18 protein-coding genes are annotated in these 13,114 nt (G+C 64.5%); 10 read left to right on the forward strand and 8 right to left on the reverse strand.

Annotated features, from left to right (window positions below):
- Positions 1 to 2 precede the first annotated feature (2 nt).
- Positions 3 to 341 (reverse strand): hypothetical protein, encoded by a 339-nt coding sequence (locus tag P9220_RS23800; RefSeq protein ID WP_404980301.1) that lies wholly within the window; start codon positions 339 to 341, stop codon positions 3 to 5.
- Positions 342 to 535: 194 nt separating this feature from the next.
- Between P9220_RS23800 and P9220_RS23805 the strand changes: the two genes are divergently transcribed.
- Entirely contained in the window at positions 536 to 1,138 is a 603-nt protein-coding gene (locus tag P9220_RS23805) for an NUDIX domain-containing protein (RefSeq protein WP_309768172.1), read from the forward strand.
- Here P9220_RS23805 and modC read toward each other — a convergent pair.
- Genes modC through modA form a run of 3 tightly spaced genes read right to left on the reverse strand, consistent with a single transcriptional unit; the run spans position 1,113 to position 3,646 of the window.
- The gene (gene modC / locus P9220_RS23810; RefSeq protein WP_309768174.1) at positions 1,113 to 2,222 is read right to left on the reverse strand and encodes a molybdenum ABC transporter ATP-binding protein; all 1,110 of its coding nucleotides are present in this window, start codon (positions 2,220 to 2,222) and stop codon (positions 1,113 to 1,115) included. The two genes, P9220_RS23805 and modC, sit on opposite strands and share 26 nt — an antisense overlap.
- A complete protein-coding gene (gene modB, locus P9220_RS23815; RefSeq protein WP_309768176.1) occupies positions 2,215 to 2,895 on the reverse strand; it encodes a molybdate ABC transporter permease subunit in 681 nt (226 codons plus the stop codon). The genes modC and modB overlap by 8 nt, the downstream gene beginning before the upstream one ends.
- 7 nt (positions 2,896 to 2,902) lie before the next feature.
- Positions 2,903 to 3,646 carry a molybdate ABC transporter substrate-binding protein gene (gene modA, locus P9220_RS23820; protein WP_309768260.1) on the reverse strand — a complete coding sequence of 248 codons (744 nt, stop codon included), beginning with the start codon at positions 3,644 to 3,646 and terminating at the stop codon, positions 2,903 to 2,905.
- A 273-nt stretch (positions 3,647 to 3,919) separates the two neighbouring features.
- On the opposite strand from modA, the gene P9220_RS23825 reads away from it, so the two are divergent.
- The 3 genes from P9220_RS23825 to P9220_RS23835 all read left to right on the forward strand — a co-directional run bounded on the left by P9220_RS23825 (position 3,920) and on the right by P9220_RS23835 (position 5,718).
- The gene (locus P9220_RS23825) at positions 3,920 to 4,717 is read left to right on the forward strand and encodes an enoyl-CoA hydratase/isomerase family protein (RefSeq protein ID WP_309768178.1); all 798 of its coding nucleotides are present in this window, start codon (positions 3,920 to 3,922) and stop codon (positions 4,715 to 4,717) included.
- 22 nt (positions 4,718 to 4,739) lie between these two features.
- Positions 4,740 to 5,405: a glutathione S-transferase family protein gene (locus P9220_RS23830; protein WP_309768180.1), complete on the forward strand. Its 666-nt coding sequence runs from the start codon at positions 4,740 to 4,742 to the stop codon at positions 5,403 to 5,405.
- Positions 5,406 to 5,532: 127 nt separating this feature from the next.
- Positions 5,533 to 5,718 carry a hypothetical protein gene (locus P9220_RS23835; protein WP_309768182.1) on the forward strand — a complete coding sequence of 62 codons (186 nt, stop codon included), beginning with the start codon at positions 5,533 to 5,535 and terminating at the stop codon, positions 5,716 to 5,718.
- Positions 5,719 to 6,016: 298 nt separating this feature from the next.
- Here the strand turns inward: P9220_RS23835 and P9220_RS23840 are convergent, their stop codons facing one another.
- Together P9220_RS23840 and P9220_RS23845 are read right to left on the reverse strand one after the other, a co-directional pair.
- Positions 6,017 to 6,322, reverse strand: coding sequence for a c-type cytochrome (locus P9220_RS23840; RefSeq protein WP_404980300.1), 306 nt, complete (start codon positions 6,320 to 6,322; stop codon positions 6,017 to 6,019).
- Positions 6,323 to 6,330: 8 nt separating this feature from the next.
- Complete coding sequence (locus P9220_RS23845) at positions 6,331 to 7,599, reverse strand: PQQ-dependent sugar dehydrogenase (RefSeq protein ID WP_309768184.1); 1,269 nt, start codon at positions 7,597 to 7,599, stop codon at positions 6,331 to 6,333.
- 252 nt (positions 7,600 to 7,851) lie between these two features.
- Between P9220_RS23845 and P9220_RS23850 the strand changes: the two genes are divergently transcribed.
- Positions 7,852 to 9,096, forward strand: coding sequence for a polysaccharide pyruvyl transferase family protein (locus P9220_RS23850; RefSeq protein ID WP_309768187.1), 1,245 nt, complete (start codon positions 7,852 to 7,854; stop codon positions 9,094 to 9,096).
- A gap of 25 nt (positions 9,097 to 9,121) precedes the next feature.
- Here the strand turns inward: P9220_RS23850 and P9220_RS23855 are convergent, their stop codons facing one another.
- Positions 9,122 to 9,565, reverse strand: a complete 444-nt coding sequence (locus P9220_RS23855; protein WP_309768189.1) for an SET domain-containing protein — start codon at positions 9,563 to 9,565, stop codon at positions 9,122 to 9,124.
- Positions 9,566 to 9,677: 112 nt separating this feature from the next.
- Between P9220_RS23855 and P9220_RS23860 the strand changes: the two genes are divergently transcribed.
- The 4 genes from P9220_RS23860 (at position 9,678) to P9220_RS23875 (ending at position 11,219) form a co-directional block, all read left to right on the forward strand.
- On the forward strand, positions 9,678 to 9,881 hold the full coding sequence (locus P9220_RS23860; RefSeq protein WP_309768191.1) for a hypothetical protein: 204 nt from the start codon (positions 9,678 to 9,680) through the stop codon (positions 9,879 to 9,881).
- Between the two features lie 80 nt (positions 9,882 to 9,961).
- Positions 9,962 to 10,252, forward strand: coding sequence for a hypothetical protein (locus P9220_RS23865; RefSeq protein WP_309768194.1), 291 nt, complete (start codon positions 9,962 to 9,964; stop codon positions 10,250 to 10,252).
- An 85-nt stretch (positions 10,253 to 10,337) separates the two neighbouring features.
- Positions 10,338 to 10,667 (forward strand): cupin domain-containing protein, encoded by a 330-nt coding sequence (locus P9220_RS23870; protein WP_309768196.1) that lies wholly within the window; start codon positions 10,338 to 10,340, stop codon positions 10,665 to 10,667.
- 162 nt (positions 10,668 to 10,829) lie between these two features.
- On the forward strand, positions 10,830 to 11,219 hold the full coding sequence (locus P9220_RS23875) for a hypothetical protein (protein ID WP_309768198.1): 390 nt from the start codon (positions 10,830 to 10,832) through the stop codon (positions 11,217 to 11,219).
- Between the two features lie 41 nt (positions 11,220 to 11,260).
- Here the strand turns inward: P9220_RS23875 and P9220_RS23880 are convergent, their stop codons facing one another.
- Positions 11,261 to 11,575: a hypothetical protein gene (locus P9220_RS23880; RefSeq protein WP_309768200.1), complete on the reverse strand. Its 315-nt coding sequence runs from the start codon at positions 11,573 to 11,575 to the stop codon at positions 11,261 to 11,263.
- A gap of 382 nt (positions 11,576 to 11,957) precedes the next feature.
- Between P9220_RS23880 and P9220_RS23885 the strand changes: the two genes are divergently transcribed.
- Positions 11,958 to 13,114: ATP-dependent DNA helicase RecQ (locus P9220_RS23885; RefSeq protein WP_309768202.1), on the forward strand; the 1,157-nt coding region annotated here is incomplete at its 3' end.

The raw sequence follows: 13,114 nt of genomic DNA on the forward strand, positions 1-13,114 counted from the left end.
TTTCAGTTCGAAGGCGGAGGCGGCTGGGCGGGCACTTCGCGCCATCCACCGGGACATTCCTTCGCATACGGGTAGTACATGCGAGAGCCGTCGCAGTAGTACCACGAGCCGGCGGGCTGCGCGGGCGCCGCGACGGGCTGCCCCTGTTCGACATAAGTGGTCGGCGCGGCGGGCACGGCGACGACGGGCGGCGGCGGATAGTAGTAATACGGCGCGGGCGCGACCGGGTAATACAGCGGCGCGCCGAACCACACGCCGACACGGCCGCCCGCGTGAGCGGTAACAGCGACGCCCGCCGTGGCGATCACCGACGCCACTATCAAAGCCTTAAGGCGAATCACGACGTTCTCCAGAAGTTGCGTGCGCCGTTGCCTCTTGGCAGGAAGTCATTCGATTCCCGCGCGGACCCCGTCCGGCGCATTTTTGAACGCTATGCCAGTTGTGGCAAAAACTCAATTACAGCGAGGCCGATGATTTTTTCGGCCCGTTACCCGGTAATAATCTGTGCGAGAAAAGCTGCTCAAAGGAGAGCCGAATGAGTGAGGAAATTGCGACGAAGGATCGCGTGCGCGTCATCGATACGGTCGTGCTGTCCGACGACTGGTACGTGCTTCGAAAAGTGATCTTCGATTTCCGCCGCCGCGACGGCGTGTGGCAGCGTCAGAGCCGTGAAACCTACGACCGCGGCAACGGCGCGACGATCCTTCTGCACAACCCGCGCGAAGGCAAAGTGCTGCTGACCCGCCAGTTCCGCATGCCCGCGTTCGTCAACGGCCACGACGGCATGTTGATCGAGACGGCGGCCGGACTGCTCGACGACGCATCGCCGGAAGCGCGCATCCGCGCCGAAGCCGAGGAGGAGACGGGGTATCGCGTGGAACACGTCGAGAAGGTCTTCGAGGCGTTCATGAGCCCCGGCGCGGTCACCGAACGCGCCTACTTCTATCTCGGCGAGTACGACGGCTCGATGCGCGTCGGAGACGGCGGCGGCATCGCCGATGAGGGCGAGGAAATCGAGGTGCTCGAACTGCCGCTGGAAGAGGCGATGGCGACGATCCGGCGCGGCGAGATCGTCGACGGCAAGACGATCATGCTCTTGCAGCACCTTGCGCTCAGGCAAGCAGCGACACGGCCTTGACCTGCGCCCACACGCGCATGCCGACTGCGATGCGCAGCCGGTCGAGCGAATAGCGCGTGACGCGCGCGAGCAGCGGCGAGCCGTCGATGTCCAGCCGCACGACGGCCTGCGACGGATGCGTATCCGCCGCGATCGCAACGACGGACGCCGCGAGCACGTTCAGCACGCTGGTTTGCGTTTCGCGGCGCTCGCCGGTCACGAGGCTCACGTCGCGCGCCTTGACTGCGACGCGCATCGTTTGGCCCGTCGCGGCCGATGCGTGCAGCACGGTCAGCGACGCCTGGCCGCCCGGCAGCGCGAGCGTCAGCAGCCCGTAGCGCGCGTCGTAGCCGGCGACGACGCCTTCGAGCACCACGGACGCATCGTCGGCGAGGGCCATCGGCAAGTCGAGACGCGCGAGCGTTTCGGTGATCGGACCGCTCGCGAGCGCGCGCCCGGCATCGAGCAGCACGAGATGATCGGCGAGCCGCGCGACTTCCTCGGGCGCATGGCTGACGTAGAGCATGGGGATATCGAGCTCGTCGTGCAGGCGTTCGAGATACGGCAGGATTTCGAGCTTGCGCTTCTGATCGAGAGAAGCGAGTGGTTCGTCGAGCAGCAGCAGACGCGGGCTTGTCAGCAGCGCCCGCGCGATACCCACGCGCTGCCGCTCGCCGCCCGACAATCCGGCAGGCATGCGGTCGAGCAGATGCGTGATGCCGAGCAATTCCGCCGCGTGCGCCAGATCGACGCGCCGCATCGCGGCAGGCACGCGATCGAGGCCGAAGCGCAGGTTTTTCAGGACGCTCAGGTGCGGGAACAGGCTCGCTTCCTGAAAGACGTAGCCGAGCGGGCGCCTGTGCGTCGGCACGAGGATGCGGCGCGCGGTATCGAGCCAGACTTCGCCATCCACGACGAGCCGTCCTTGCGTTGGCCGCGCGAGACCCGCGAGGCAGCGCAGAAGTGTCGTCTTGCCGGAACCGGAGTGGCCGAAAATCGCAGTCACGCCGCGCCCCGGCAGCGCGAGATCGAGGTCGAGCGTGAAGCCGCCGTGTTCGACGACGAAGCGCGCTTCGATGTCATTCCCGGGCGTGCGGCTACGCATGAATCGCCGCCTTTCGACGCGTCGAATACAACAGCAGCAGAACCGCGAACGAGAACAGCACCATGCCGCCCGCGAGCCAGTGGGCCTGCGCGTATTCGAGCGCCTCGACGTGGTCGTAAATCTGCACGGAAACCACGCGCGTGCGGCCCGGAATGTTTCCGCCGATCATCAGCACGACGCCGAATTCGCCGACCGTGTGCGCGAATCCGAGCGTCGCCGCCGTCACGATGCCCGGCCGGGCAAGCGGCAGCGCGACCGTGAAGAACGTGTCCCACGGACCGGCGCGCAAGGTGGCGGCGGCTTCGAGCGGACGGCGGCCCATGGCTTCGAACGCATTCTGCAGCGGCTGCACGACGAAGGGCAGTGAATAGATCACCGAGCCGACGACGAGCCCCGCGAACGTGAACGGCAGCAGGCCGATGCCCGCCGCCTCGGTGAGCTTGCCGACGACGCCGTGCGGCCCCGCGAGCACGAGCAGATAGAAGCCGATGACGGTCGGCGGCAGCACGAGCGGCAGCGCCACCACCGCGCCGACGACGCCCTTCAGCCGCGACCCGGTATGCGCCAGCCACCACGCGATCGGCATGCCGATGACGAGCAGGAGCGCCGTCGTCAGCGACGCGAGTTCGAGCGTGAGCGCAATGGCCTGAAGATCGGCGTTGTCGATCGGCATGTTCCAATCAGAGCTGATAGCCGTACGACTTGATGATCGCCGCGGCCTTCGGGCCTTTCAGATAATCGGCGAACTGCTTCGCGACGGCGTTGTCCTTGCCCTTCTGCAGGATGACCGCGTCCTGTCTGATCGGCTCGTGCAGCGAAGCCGGGACGATCCACGCCGAGCCGCTCGTGATCTTGCCGTTCTTGTAGATTTGCGACAACGCGACGAAGCCGAGTTCCGCGTTGCCCGTCGCGACGAACTGCTGCGCCTGCGAGATGTTCTGCCCTTCCACGATCTTCGACGACACCGCTTGCGTCAGGCCGAGCTTGTCGAGCGCCTGCGTCGCGGCGAGTCCGTATGGCGCGGCTTTCGGGTTAGCGATTGCAAGATGGGCGAACGCGTTCTTCCTGAGCACGTCGCCGTGAGCGTCGACGTAACCGTCCTTCGCGGACCAGAGCGCGAGCGTGCCCGTCGCATAGGTGAATCGGCTGCCTGGCACGGTCATGCCTTCGCTTTCGAGCCGGGCGGGCGTGGTGTCGTCGGCGGCGAGGAACACTTCGAAGGGCGCGCCGTTGTTGATCTGCGCATAGAACTGGCCGGTCGCGCCATACGATGCGACGACTTTGTTGCCCGTGTCCTTCTCGAAGCCGGCGGCGATAGCCTTTACCGGCGCGGTGAAATTGGCGGCGACCGCGACCTGGACTTCGCCGGCAAACGCCGTCGCGGACGCGAAGCCGAACGCGAGCAGGAGCGCGGCGGGGAGCATCGTGCGCTTGAGTCGTGACTTCACCTGGATTCCTCTTGTATGAACGGCGCGAGAGTGCGTGAGGTTCGTAATATAGCCGACTATACGACGTCCGCGCTCGCCGCCTTCGTGACATGATGCTGAAGGATGGATGCCGGCGCATCGTGTGAGTCGGACTCATGCGCCTGGGTTGACGACGCGCTGTGTTTTCGAACAGACTAGGCAGCAATATACGAACAGCAACGCGCAATGAATTGAGCGACGCTCAAGCCGCGCGCCAACGGAGAGACAGTGATGAGCGACGCAATGAAGCTGCAACGTCTGAAGCTCGCGGTCGAAGGCTCCATCGCCCGGGTGACGCTCGATCGCCCCGACGTGCGCAACGCGTTCGACGACGCGGCCATCGTCGAACTGACCGCCGCCTTTCGCGCGCTCAACGACGACGCCAGCGTGCGGGCGATCGTCCTCGCCGCGAACGGACCGGCGTTCTGCGCGGGCGCGGACTTGAACTACATGAAGCGCATGGCCGGCTTTACCGAGGCCGAGAATCGCGCCGATGCGCTCGGCCTCGCGACGATGCTCAACACGATCTACACGAGCGCGAAGCCGGTCATCGCGCGCGTGCAGGGCGATGCCTACGCGGGCGGCATGGGCCTCGTCGCGGCGTGCGACATCGCGGTGAGCGTCGACACGGCGCAGTTCTGCCTGTCCGAAGCGAAGCTCGGCCTGATGCCCGCGACGATCGCTCCGTACGTGATCCGCGCGATGGGCGCGCGCGCCGCGCATCGCTATTTCGTGACCGCCGAGCGCTTCGACGCGGCGGAGGCGTTGCGGATCGGATTCGTGCATCGAGTCGTCGCGAGCGATGCGCTCGATCAGACCGTCGACGGCATTGCGGCCAGCATCGCGGCGAACAGCCCGAACGCGGTGCGCGAATGCAAGCGGCTGGTCGCGGATATGGCGGAGCGCGCCATCGATGACGTGCTCATCTCCGACACCGCCGATCGCATCGCGCGCATCCGTGCATCGGACGAAGGGCGTGAGGGCGTGCGCAGTTTCCTCGAGAAGCGCAAGCCGTCGTGGCTCGGCTGAGCAGATTGCCGGAGGAGACGAGATGATTACGCTGCATCACTGCGTCAGCGCGCGGTCGTTTCGGCCGCTATGGGCGCTGGAGGAAATCGGCGTGCCGTACGAGCTGAAGATGCTGCCGTTTCCGCCGCGAATGATGGCGCGCGCCTTTCTCGATACGAATCCGCTCGGCACCGTTCCCGCGTTCGAGGACGACGCGCTTTTCATGACGGAATCCGCGGCGATTTGCCAGTATCTGGCGGCGCGCCATTCACCCGGCGTGCTCGATGTAGCCTCGCACGAAGCCGATTTCGGACGCTATCTCAATTTTCTGCATTTCGGGGAAGCGACGCTCACGTTCCCGCAGACGCTCGTGCTGCGTTATACGCATTTCGAGCCGCCCGGGCGCAGACAGCCGCAAGTCGCCGAGGATTACGCGAAGTGGTTCCACGCGCGGCTGCGCACGCTTGCGCCGCTTCTGGATCAGCAGGCGTATCTGTGCGCGGGCCGCTTCACGGCAGCGGATATATCCGTCGGCTATGCGCTGATGCTGGCCGAGCATCTCGGTCTGAGCGATCGATTCGCCGAGCCCACCGCCCGATACTGGTCGCGGCTGCGGCAACGCGATGGCTTTATCCGCGCGTTGCGCGCTCAGGATACGGCGGCGCGGGCGCAGGGTGTGTCGCCGGTGCCTGCGCCCGATATGCGCTGACGTCCCCCCTTCAAGTCCCTCCCTCCGTGGGGCTGTCTGTTCCGTCGCGGGACTCTACTCTGCAGGTCAGGCGTCGAGCTTGACGAGCGCCGAATCCAGATGACGAGTTTCCTGCGAGGTGCCGGCGATGTACGTCTTTTCCTGGTTCTTATCGATGATCGTGGCGCTGGTCGCGGCCGGCACGATTGCGTTTGCGATGCCGCGTTCAGCCGCCGATGAGTTGAGCGCGGTGACGGCGCCGCAATCGATGATCGGTGCGGAGTTTCATCGCGCGCAAGCGATGTTTGCGTCGTGTACGGCCGAGGGCAAGTGATTGCGGAAGCGGGGCCCGTTTGTGGTTTGCGATCAACGCGTTACCGGGTTCGCGAGCAGGATATCCACAGGGTCTTCCACGGAAACTGTGGACAACGCGCGCGCGCCGCATGGAAACAGTACGACGCACAAGCGATAGCCAAAAAAAAGCCCGCTCATTGAGCGGGCTTGAATCCACATCGGTTGAGACATGGAGGAGACAAGAGCTAGTATAAACCCTTAGTCCGCCAAGTCAAGCGCAATCGAGCGTTAATGTCGAAAAAATTCTCAGCCGCCTGACCGCGAGCCCGAACGGGCCCTCACTGCTTGCCCAGGCTGTGGTAATAGGCCGCCAGATTCGCAACATCCGCATCGGACAAGCCCTTCGCCATCATCGTCATCATTTCGTTCTGGCGCGCGCCCGAGCGGAAATCGTTCAGCGCCTTCACGAGATACTCTTCCGTCTGGCCGGCGAGGTTCGGCGCTTCCGGCAACTTCGACATGCCGTCGAGCCCGTGGCACGCCTGACACTGCGCAGCCTTCGTGCGGCCCGCCTTGACATCGCCGGCGGCGAGCGATGCCTGCGACAGCATCGTCAGCATGGCCGCCAGCGCACCCGCCAACATCGCGCCCTTCATTTCGCCCCCGAGGTCGAGATGCGGTAGATCGCGCCCGCATAGTCATCCGAGACGAGAAGCGAGCCGTCCTGCAGCATCTGGACATCGACCGGGCGGCCCATGTACTCGCCGCTTTGCGTGAGCCAGCCTTCCGCGAAGACTTCCGCTTCGCCGGCAGTGCCGTCGTCCTTGACCGGGACGAACATGACGCGCGCACCAATCGGCTTCGTCCGATTCCACGACCCGTGCTCGGCCACGAAGATGCCGCCCTGGTACTTTTGCGGGAAGCTCTTGCCGGTATAGAACGACATGCCGAGGTCCGCTGCGTGCGCGGCAAATTCGACTTGCGGAGGCACCACGCCCGCCGGCGGGTTCTGTTCCTTGTAATCGACCGTACGCACCTTGCCGCCGCCGTACCACGGGAAGCCGAAGTTCTCGCCCGCCTTCGTCGCGCGATTCAGTTCGCCGGGCGGCGTGTCGTCGCCCATGCCGTCGACCTGGTTATCCGTGAACCACAGCGTCTTGTCCTTCGGATTGAAGTCGAGGCCTACCGAATTGCGCACGCCATGCGCATAGACTTCGCGGTTCTTGCCGTCCTGATCGACACGGATGATGCCCGCCAGCCCGCTGCGGTCGAGGTCCGCGAGCTTGTCCTTCGGCGGCACGTTCCACGGCTGCCCGAGCGCGATATACAGCTTCTTGTCCGGCCCGACGCGGCACGCACGCGCACCGTGATTGAAGCTCTCGAACTGCGTCGGAATCAGCTTGCCCTGCGCGAGCACGACGGCCGCCGCCACGTCCGGCCCGCCCTCGCCGAAGAACTGCGCGGCCGGGAAGCCGAGCACGCGGTTCTGCTCGACGACATACAGCACGCCATCGGGCGAAAAGCACACGCCGTTCGGCACCTTGAACGTCACCGACGACGCGAACTGCACCACATCGCTCGCCACGCGTTGCTTGGTCCGGTCGGTCACCTGCCACACGCGATTCTTCCGCGTGCCGACGAACACGACACCCGTCGACGGCTCGACCGCCATGTGCCGCGCCTCGGGCACGACGGCGTACAACTCGATCTTGAAGCCGGGCGGGACCTTGATCTGCTTCAGATTCTCGCGCAGCGCGTCGGCAGTCTGGCCGGTCTGCGGAACGGTATCGGCCGGCTGCGAAGTGCCCGTCGGCCGAAAGTTCGACAGCGCGTTGAGGTTGTCCTGCGCCGCGCGGGCGGCGGGCAGACAGGCCAGCATCGCGCCGACGGCCAACGGCAAAAGCTTGAGCGTTGCGTTCATTCGTTGTCTCCGGTTATTACGACTTAGGGAAGCTTTTCTCGAACAACACGACTTTCGCCGAAGCTGCGGCGGCCCAGCCGACGCGCGCGTGCCATGCCGCTGCCTACGGTGAAAGAATCTTAGGATACGAATCGCACGATGTAAGCGTTGTACTAACGATATTCGCAACGATCGTACGTGCAGGCGGCCGATATTTCCGCTTTTTGGTCGACAAAACGTTTGCGGATTCCCCCGGTCCTTCGAGGAGGCGACTTGCTCGACGCTCTCCCCAAAGCACACACGGAAAGACCGATCATCGTGTTCGGCGCATTCGACCGCCACAACTTCGGCGACATGCTCTTTGCGCACGTGATCGACGGCTTGCTGCGAGAGCATCGTCCGGACGCGCAGCCGATCTTTGCCGGACTCGCGGCGCGCGACATGCGCGGCTATGGCGGTCACGATGTCGTCGCGCTTGCCTCGCTCGCGACGCTTTGGCGCGGCGCGCCCGTCAGCCTCATCCACGCGGGCGGCGAAGTGCTGACTTGCGATGCCTGGGAAGCCGCCGTGATGCTGACGCGGCCCGAACACACGCAAGCGTGCATCGCACGATACGGCGGGCGCACCGACGACCGCCGCACGTGGGCGCGCTCGACGCTCGGCACCGATGCGCTCGCGCCCTATGTCATCGGCGTGGAGACATTCGGGCGGGCGTCGCCGATCGGCTGCAACGCCATCGGCGGCGTCGCGCTCGAGTCGCGCGATGCGCCGTTGCGCGCCGAAGTGCTGACGAAGCTGCGCGACGCCGATTTCCTATGCGTGCGCGACGTCCACACGCAGGCCACGTTGCAAGCCGCCGGCATCGCGGCCCGGCTGATTCCCGATCCGGTATCGATCATCGCGGAGCTGTTCGACGCGCGCATTCGCGCCCACGCGCGCCACGGTGCCCCGGCGCGCGTGCTGCACGCGTTCCCTCACGGCTACATCGCGGTGCAGTTCAGTGCGGATTTCGGCGACGACGCGACGCTCGCGCGCCTCGCACGTCAGTTCGATGCGATCGGCGCGAGCAGCGGTCTCGGCATCGCATTGTTCCGGGCGGGCGCGGCGCCGTGGCACGACGACATCGCGGTGTATCGGCGGCTCGTTGCACGCATGCGTCATCGCTCAGTGACGATCTTCGATTCGCTCGATATCTGGGACATCTGCGCGCTCGTCGCGAACAGCGCGGGGTTCGCGGGCAGCAGCCTGCACGGACGCATCGTCGCGATGGCGTATGCGTTGCCGCGCGTGAACATCCTTCATCCCGACGATGCAGTGCGGACCGGCAAGCAGGCCGCGTATGCAAGGACGTGGGAGGACGAAGGCATGCCGCATGCCGTCGAGATCGAGCAACTCGCATCCGCAATACACGATGCGCTCCGCGCTGACCGCGATGCGCTGATGCGGCGCGCGCGCGAACTGGCGAGCATGTATCGCGCGGGCGTCGCGCCGCTCGTGGCGCAGGCGGTCCAGCGTTGATGCCGCAACGAACTCATGCGAACGCTCAGCGCGAGCCGGAAAGCATCGTCCCGCGGCATCCCTTGGCCGAGCACCGGCACGCATAGAGCCGTTTGAGCGCAGCCGTGCGCCGCCCCTCGACCGTCAGTTGATAGTCGATGAACAACTCCTGCCCCTTGCTGACCGGACGAATGACGCGGATGAACACGCGCTCGCCTTCCTGCTCCGCCTCGCAGTTCGGCGCGCAACTGTGATTGAGCCAGCGCGCCGAGTTGCCGCCGCGCGCGCCGTCGATGACGCGGCCATCGTCGAGTCCGAAGAAAAAGGTGTGGCCGTCTTCGGCATTCGATTGCTCGTACACCCGCTGCGCTTCCTTCCACGAAAGGCGCTTCCCCTTGTATTCGAAAAGCAGCGCGCCTGCGGGCAGATCGGCGAGGGCGAACACGCCCCGGCCATGAACGGGCGAATTGCGGACAATGGTTCGGCGCATGGTGTGGCGGGTCGCAGTAGAGAGAATGAATGTTTGAGCGCGGGCGCGGCCGTCGATATGATGGCGCCGTTATCGATCGCCGCCACTCATCGTCTCTCGTCGCCGTTACCCCATGCCCGCAGTTTTCACCCGCCGCAGCAAGGCGCAGAAGCCACCGAGAGGCACGCTTGCGCGCTATCGTAACCGCATCGTCGAAATATTGGGAGAGGCGCGCGGCGAGCGCGTGATGATCCGCTCCATTCACGACGACGGCGTCGAGCGCCGCAGCGCGGTCAAGTGGGCGAGCCTTCTTCCGCTCGACTCGGAATTGTTCTGAGTCTCCTCATTTTCTGCTCATTCTCGCGAAGCAGAATGCTTCCATCGACGGACCGGAAACCAACTTCGAAGGAGCGCGAGATGAAGGCGATCAAGTACATGACAGCGGCGCTGGCGATCAGCATGGGATGCGTGACGGCGGCGCAGGCGCATCCGTTCATCGGCGTGGGTATCGTGGGCGGGCCGGTGTTTCCGGTCGCATCGAGCGGACAGAGCGCACCCCCGCTGCCGGTCTATCCGCGCGCAACCGATTCCGGCCCTGCGCCGCTGCCGCTCGATGCGCCGCCGCCTGTTTATGTGCAGCCCGCGGTAGGAAACATAGACGCGGTGGTGCGTGAGGCCGAAGGCGCGAGCGCGGCGAACGCAATGTGAACATGCCTCACATCGACGTCAAAAGCATTCGTTTGCCCGCCTGCGGCAAGCTGGAATAGCCTAGGGGCTCTCAGAGGAGCCAGCGATGATTCATCCCATCACCCCCGAAGCCATCGCCGCCACGGCCCGTGGCGGCTACATGAACCGCGTGATCTCCCGCATCAACGATCACGACATCCACATCAGCGTGATGCACGCGCCCTACGCATGGCACATCCATCCGGATTCGGACGAGACGTTCATCGGCGTGGAAGGCACGCTGCTGATCGATTTCGACGACGGCGCCGTCGAACTGCACCCGGGCCAGGTTCTGACCGTGCCGGCCGGCACACGCCATCGCACGCGGCCGCTCGGCGCGCGCTCGGTCAATCTCACGGTTGAACGAAGCGACACCGCCACTGTGCGCTGCGACTGAATCGCGACTTCATCTCGAAGCCGTCTCGAGAGCGGGGCTCGACAACGCGCTATCGTTGCGGTGGTGCTATAACTGACGAAGGCGAATAGCTACGCTTTGGCTGCGACGTTGGATCGTCATTTGCTAGAGTCCTCGCTCTTCGACAGAACATGCGTCTACCCCATGACCACTCAGCTCAGCGACGAATGCAAATCGCGGCTTTTTCGCGTGACACTGGCGACGCCGGTGGAAGGCGTCGCGTTCGTCATGGCCGACAGCCGCGAGGCGGCATCGCGCATCGGCAGGACGGTCATCGCCGTGCTCAACAGCGTGGCGATCTACGACGTGACCCTGAAGGACGTGCAGTCGTTCAGCGAACTTGTACGCATCGGTGAATCCGACGACGAAGACATGCGCGTATTCGAAATCGCCGGCGCCGATGCGCAAGCGCCCGCATGGACCGATACGCCTTATTTCCTCACCAACGATCCATCGCTGCTCGGCAAGTGGGCCGAGCTTCGCGCCGACATTGCCGCGAACGTGGCGCATGCCGCGATACGGCGCGCAAAGTAAGGTGATCCGGCAGACTCGAGCGGATAAGCGCTCGATGTGACTCAGGCAGCGACGCGCCTGTTCTGGCGTTCCTGCAGATCGGCGGCGGCCGACGCGGAGTTCAGCGCGGCATCGAGAAGGGCGAGCTTGCGCTGAAGCGAAGCGACGCGGTGGCTTTGCGAAGGGACGAGCTCGTATTCGTTATCGAGTTGCGCGACGCGCATGTCCCAATACTTCGTCGGCAGACGTCCCGGTGCGGCGCTGCCTTCAACGAAGCACGCCAGGATCGATTCCAGATGTTTGAGCTCGCGCTCGGCCAGTTGCGCGGGGCGTCGCTGTCGGAATTCGTTGGCGGTGCTTGCATCGATGCTTCTCATGTGATTCATCCGGCTAAATTCGAGAAGCGACCATTAGAGCAAGGCTCATACCATTTGGCTGTCAACAGCACGCAAAAGATGTATCTGAATGAAACGTTCGTGCTGTGAGACACGCTGGGCGGGCCGTCGCGTTTTCAATTTTTTTCATGCGACCGCATCGGCCAGCAGCATTCGCGATGAAACGGCATCCCGCAACGCGCAATCTTTTCATCGCGGATGTTGATTATGCACACGCCTTCGCTGGGACTGAGCCTTGCTTGATACCCTGCATCGGCACCAAGAAGTCTCTTCCGAATGTGAACCGTTTCGATGGCGAGAATCGCCTTTATCGAGCGGTCCACGACGACTCGAACGGCGCGGCGCGCTTCATCCTACTCGACATATGAACGACAACTCACGCACCGTAACCTCGCGCGCGCGCAAGCCGCTCGACCGCGAACTGGAAAACGCGCTACGCAAAGTCTTCGGTTTCCCTCACCTGCGGCCCGGCCAGGACAAGGTCATACACAGCGTGCTCGACGGCGCCGACACGCTCGCCGTCATGCCGACAGGCGCGGGGAAGTCGCTGTGCTATCAATTGCCGGCATTGCAACTCGACGGCATGACGGTCGTCGTATCGCCGCTTATTTCGCTGATGCGCGATCAGGCGGCGAAGCTCGTCGAAGCGGGCGTCGCGACGGCGGTCATCAACAGCACGCTGTCGACCACCGAAGAGCGCGAGGCCATGGAAGCGGTCACGGCCGGCGAGATCCGCATTCTTTTCGTCACCCCTGAGCGGCTCGTGAACGCCGAGTTCACCGCGACGCTGACGGGCAAGGACATGCCTGCGGTGCCGCTCGTGGTGATCGACGAAGCGCATTGCATTTCGCAGTGGGGCCACGATTTCCGCCCCGCCTATGTCGAACTGATTCACGCGATCAGGACGCTCGGCAGACCGCCCGTTCTTGCGCTTACGGCGACGGCCACGCCATCCGTCATCGACGACATCGTGCGGGAATTGCAGATGCGTCGCGCCAATGTGATTCATACGGGCGTGTATCGCGACAACCTGCACTTCGCCGTCGAACAGTTGACGAACCCCGAGGAAAAGCGGGCGCGTGCAATAGAACTGGCTCGCACTCTGGAGGGCAGCGGCATCATCTATTGCGCGACGGTCGCCGAATGCGAGGCGCTGCATGCCGCGCTCGTCGAAGCCGATGTGTCGGCGGAGCGCTATCACGGCAAGCTTTCCGCAAGCGCGCGTTCCGAAGCGCAAGACGCCTTCATGGCCGACGACGTGCGCGTGATGGTGGCGACGAACGCGTTCGGCATGGGCATCGACAAGCCGAATATCCGCTTCGTGCTGCACGCGCAGGTGCCGGGCAGCCTCGATGCGTACTATCAGGAAGCAGGCCGCGCAGGCCGCGACGGCGAGGCTGCGAAGTGCATCCTGCTTTTCGAACTGAAGGACAAGCAGGTGCAGCAGTTCTTTCTCGGCGGACGCTATCCGAACGCCGAGACGATACGCCGCGTGGCCGAAGCCGTGCGCGATCTCGCGCG

Source organism: Caballeronia sp. LZ016, from assembly GCF_031450805.1.
Taxonomy (GTDB): Bacteria; Pseudomonadota; Gammaproteobacteria; order Burkholderiales; family Burkholderiaceae; genus Caballeronia.

What these genes read in the sequence shown, in the direction of transcription:
- P9220_RS23870 (WP_309768196.1), top strand. Translation starts at nt 10,338, where the DNA reads ATGATTCATCCCATCACCCCCGAAGCCATCGCCGCCACGGCCCGTGGC.
- P9220_RS23880 (WP_309768200.1), bottom strand. Translation starts at nt 11,575, where the DNA reads ATGAGAAGCATCGATGCAAGCACCGCCAACGAATTCCGACAGCGACGC.
- P9220_RS23840 (WP_404980300.1), bottom strand. Translation starts at nt 6,322, where the DNA reads ATGTTGGCGGGTGCGCTGGCGGCCATGCTGACGATGCTGTCGCAGGCA.
- modC (WP_309768174.1), bottom strand. Translation starts at nt 2,222, where the DNA reads ATGCGTAGCCGCACGCCCGGGAATGACATCGAAGCGCGCTTCGTCGTC.
- modB (WP_309768176.1), bottom strand. Translation starts at nt 2,895, where the DNA reads ATGCCGATCGACAACGCCGATCTTCAGGCCATTGCGCTCACGCTCGAA.
- P9220_RS23855 (WP_309768189.1), bottom strand. Translation starts at nt 9,565, where the DNA reads ATGCGCCGAACCATTGTCCGCAATTCGCCCGTTCATGGCCGGGGCGTG.
- P9220_RS23875 (WP_309768198.1), top strand. Translation starts at nt 10,830, where the DNA reads ATGACCACTCAGCTCAGCGACGAATGCAAATCGCGGCTTTTTCGCGTG.
- P9220_RS23845 (WP_309768184.1), bottom strand. Translation starts at nt 7,599, where the DNA reads ATGAACGCAACGCTCAAGCTTTTGCCGTTGGCCGTCGGCGCGATGCTG.
- P9220_RS23805 (WP_309768172.1), top strand. Translation starts at nt 536, where the DNA reads ATGAGTGAGGAAATTGCGACGAAGGATCGCGTGCGCGTCATCGATACG.
- P9220_RS23825 (WP_309768178.1), top strand. Translation starts at nt 3,920, where the DNA reads ATGAGCGACGCAATGAAGCTGCAACGTCTGAAGCTCGCGGTCGAAGGC.
- P9220_RS23865 (WP_309768194.1), top strand. Translation starts at nt 9,962, where the DNA reads ATGAAGGCGATCAAGTACATGACAGCGGCGCTGGCGATCAGCATGGGA.
- P9220_RS23835 (WP_309768182.1), top strand. Translation starts at nt 5,533, where the DNA reads ATGTACGTCTTTTCCTGGTTCTTATCGATGATCGTGGCGCTGGTCGCG.
- modA (WP_309768260.1), bottom strand. Translation starts at nt 3,646, where the DNA reads ATGCTCCCCGCCGCGCTCCTGCTCGCGTTCGGCTTCGCGTCCGCGACG.
- P9220_RS23830 (WP_309768180.1), top strand. Translation starts at nt 4,740, where the DNA reads ATGATTACGCTGCATCACTGCGTCAGCGCGCGGTCGTTTCGGCCGCTA.
- P9220_RS23860 (WP_309768191.1), top strand. Translation starts at nt 9,678, where the DNA reads ATGCCCGCAGTTTTCACCCGCCGCAGCAAGGCGCAGAAGCCACCGAGA.